We start from the raw sequence: 3593 nt of genomic DNA on the forward strand, positions 1-3593 counted from the left end.
TTTGCCGTCGAGGTGATCGATCTCATGCTGTATGGCAATGGACAGCAGCTCATCGGCTTCCATCACGCACGTTTCACCGTGGCGATTTTGATAATGCAGGGTAAGGGTTTCAAACCGTTCGACGTCTTCGTAAAACCCCGGAACGCTCAGGCATCCTTCCTGATAAAGGGTTGTCCCCTGAGGGTTGTGGATAACGGGATTGATGATTTCGATGAGAGATTCTTTCTCTTGGTTCCCCTCGTCGTCGGGAATGCATAAAATAAGGGCGCGGATCGGATTGGCGACCTGAATCGCGGCCAGTCCTATGCCGTTTGATTGCATCATCGTTTCGAACATGTCATCCAGAAACCGATGCAGTTCTTCATCGAAATCGGTTACTGTGCGGGATATGGTTTTGAGTTGTTTATTGGGATAGGTGATAATCGGCAGAATCATAAAAACCTTATTCGTTGCAAACCATATAACGCAATTTTGGATTGTCATCCGCCATGTTCATCGCGTCCAGAGTGCAGACCAGAGTCTGTTCTACCCCTTCTGCGGCCGTCATTTCGGCAATACCGATCGCGATGCGCAATTGAATCTCTTTTTCGGCCAGGAAGAAGTTGCTCGAAGCGACAAGGTCGTAAAGACGCTCGGAGGCTCTTTTGGCACTTTCAATATCGGTGTGTTTAAGCACCATGGCAAAAACGCCTTCGCCGTAGTGGGCGACGATATCACTGCGGCGAGATGTTTTAAGCAGCAATCGCGCAACGGTGCGGATCATCAGCTGCTGCGCCTTTTCGCTCTGAATGATCGAACTCGTCTCTTTGGAGAGGCGAACGGTAATGAGTGAGCTTTTGTGCTTGAATTCGTCGATAAGATTGCGCTCCTGCTCCAGTTTGGTGAGGAGGTAGCGTTTGTTATAGACGCCGTACTGGTTATCGAAAATCGTTTCGCTTTCGACCTGACGAACGATGCCGGCCGTTTCGTCATAAACCGTTTTCATATGGGTAACTTGTTTTTTCAGGATCGTGCTGAGTTTGTTGACGTCATTGCTCAGCGACGAGAGCAGATCACTCGCTCCTGCTACGGTCGGGACGCTTTTCATCTCTTCTTTGCGTTTGTCGAGGATTTTTTCCATCAACGCAATGTTTTTGTAGAGGGTGGCACTGAGCTGTAAAATGTTTTTGATAGACAAGAAGCCCTGTTTGAGGGTTTTTTCCAGTTCAACACTTTTATCGTCGTGATTGTCTTCTTCGAGTTCAAGAATAGAACCGATCTGACGACGGAGACTTTCGCTTTTATCTTCCAGAATGCGGTCGAAATAGAGCGCAAAGTTATTAGGGGTAGGAGGAAGATTGTCCGAGATAAGAGCACTCAGAACCTCTTTGGCAAAAATTTCCAGATCACTGGTGGGGTCACTTAAAGAACCGGTACTGATACTCATAAAGCTGTTGCTCCCGTCAGGATTAGTTTGGGCGGCAGGCCGATGTGAACGTTTCAGGTCACTGAGACTTGCCATTAAAGCCCTTTATTTTTCTTCTTTGTCTTTTTGGACAAGCACTTCGTCAATAATACCATAAGTTACGGCTTCTTCCGCCGACATAAAATTATCGCGGTCCGTATCTTTCTCAAGTTTTTTAACGCTTTGTCCGCAGTTTTTTGCCAAAATCTCATTGAGTTCGGCTTTCATCCGCAGGATTTCTTTCGCCTGAATCTCGATATCGGTTGCCTGACCCTGCGCTCCGCCGAGGGGCTGGTGGATCATGATCCGCGCATGCGGAAGGGCATAACGCTTGCCCTTGGTGCCGGAGCTGAGGAGGAATGCTCCCATAGAAGCGGCTTGTCCGATGCAGATTGTGCAGATATCGGGGCGGATGTAGTTCATGGTATCAAAGATTGCCATCCCCGAGGTGATGACACCGCCGGGAGAGTTGATATAAAAATAGATATCTTTTTGAGGATCTTCGGCTTCCAAAAACAGCAATTGCGCCACGATGGATGACGCTACGGCATCATTGACTTCACCGCTAAGCATAACGATACGGTCTTTGAGCAGACGCGAATAGATGTCGTAGGAACGCTCTCCGCGCCCCGTCTTTTCAATGACGTAAGGGATGTAGCTCATTAGTCCTCTTTGATTTTATCGTTGAGCAGTTTGCTCAATACGCGATCTTCGATCATCGCCATTTGGATCGCCGGAAGGTATCCGGACTCCTGATAGTGTTTGTAGACAGCCGCTGGATCTTGACCCATTTGCATCGCTTCGAAATAGATGGTTTGCATCAATTCCTGCTCGCTGACGGAAATGTTTTCCGCTTTAGCGAGGGCATCAACGATGAAGGTTGCTTTTACCGCGCGGCAAGCGTCGTCACGGAACGTTTCGCGGAGCGCTTTGACTTTTTCGGCATCGTTGCGGAGCTCTTCGAGTTCCGCTTCAGCCATTTCACGCGCTTTTTTGTTCAGCGCCATATCCATCTCCTGATCGACGATGAATTCGGGAAGATCGATCGTGAACGCGTTAACGAATGTCTCCATCAAAGACGGTTTGAGCTCGTCGTTGTAGAGTTTGCTCATCTCTTCGCTTTGGAGTTGCTCTTTGACTTTCTCTTTGAGCATATCGACGGTTGCGTCTTCGAAGCCCGGAAGCATTTTTTTCGCAAGCTCATCGTCTACGGTTACCGTTTCTTTCGTTTGAATCGCGTTTACTTTTACTTTGAACTGAGCGGCTTTGCCGGCCAGTTTCGCTCCGCCGTAGTTTTCAGGGAAGGTGACGTCGATTGTTTTTTCGTCCCCTTTTTTCATTCCGATGACCTGGTCTTCAAAGCCCGGGATAAACTGGCCGCTGCCGAGGCGCAGAGCAAAACCTTCGGCTTTGCCGCCTTCGAATGCTTCGCCGTCGACAAACCCTTCGAAATCGATCAAAGCGGTGTCGCCGCTGATCAGGGCGCGGTCTTCATCAACGTTGACAAGCGGAGCCTGAGCGGTTGCCAGCTCTTCGATGCGCTCCATGATTGCTTCATCACTGACGGCCGGTTTGGCAAATTCAGGAACCATGGCGGTGTAGTCGCCCAAATCGATTGCAGGGCGGATAGCGAGGGTTACTTCGACGTCAATGCCGTTGTCGTTTTTATCGAACTTGGTAATTTGAGGTTCGCCGATAAGAGCGCTTGCCGCGATCTCCATCGCTTCAAGGCCTTTATCGAGAAGATCGCGGAGCGCTTGCGCTTCAGCGTCTTGAATCAGGCGCTCTCCGTACTGTTTTTTGACGGCGCTGAGGGGAACTTTCCCTTTGCGGAAACCGGCGATTTTAGCTTCTTTGGAGAGTTGGTTGGCAATTTTTTCGACGTTTGCATCGATAGTGTTGCGTGTAATGGCTGCGTTGATTTTTGCGTTTGCAGAGTCGATTTTATTCGTTGTGAGTTGCATTGAATCCCTTTGTTATCGTTGTCTTGGCAGACTAAATGGGGGCAATAATACCCAAAAAGGGCTAATATGTCTATGAAGGATAGGATTTGCTCATCTGCTCCTCAGCAAAAACGTGTTAAAGTAAGACCATCAAGATTGCATGAGAGAACAATGTCTAAAACAACCAATCAGCAAGCATTCGAAGC

4 protein-coding genes are annotated in these 3593 nt (G+C 48.7%); all 4 read right to left on the reverse strand.

The annotated features are described in order from the left end of the window. On the reverse strand, positions 1-435 hold a 435-nt coding region (def, locus tag JU82_RS04945; RefSeq protein WP_037947337.1), incomplete at its 3' end, for a peptide deformylase. 7 nt (positions 436-442) lie between these two features. Beyond that, positions 443-1501, reverse strand: coding sequence for a diguanylate cyclase (locus JU82_RS04950; protein ID WP_037947326.1), 1059 nt, complete (start codon positions 1499-1501; stop codon positions 443-445). Positions 1502-1510: 9 nt separating this feature from the next. Beyond that, on the reverse strand, positions 1511-2107 hold the full coding sequence (clpP, locus tag JU82_RS04955; protein ID WP_037947328.1) for an ATP-dependent Clp endopeptidase proteolytic subunit ClpP: 597 nt from the start codon (positions 2105-2107) through the stop codon (positions 1511-1513). Beyond that, positions 2107-3408, reverse strand: a complete 1302-nt coding sequence (gene tig, locus JU82_RS04960; RefSeq protein WP_037947331.1) for a trigger factor — start codon at positions 3406-3408, stop codon at positions 2107-2109. Before tig ends, clpP begins: the two co-directional genes overlap by 1 nt. Positions 3409-3593: the final 185 nt, after the last annotated feature.

The organism is Sulfuricurvum sp. MLSB (genome assembly GCF_000747095.1).
Taxonomy (GTDB): Bacteria; Campylobacterota; Campylobacteria; order Campylobacterales; family Sulfurimonadaceae; genus Sulfuricurvum.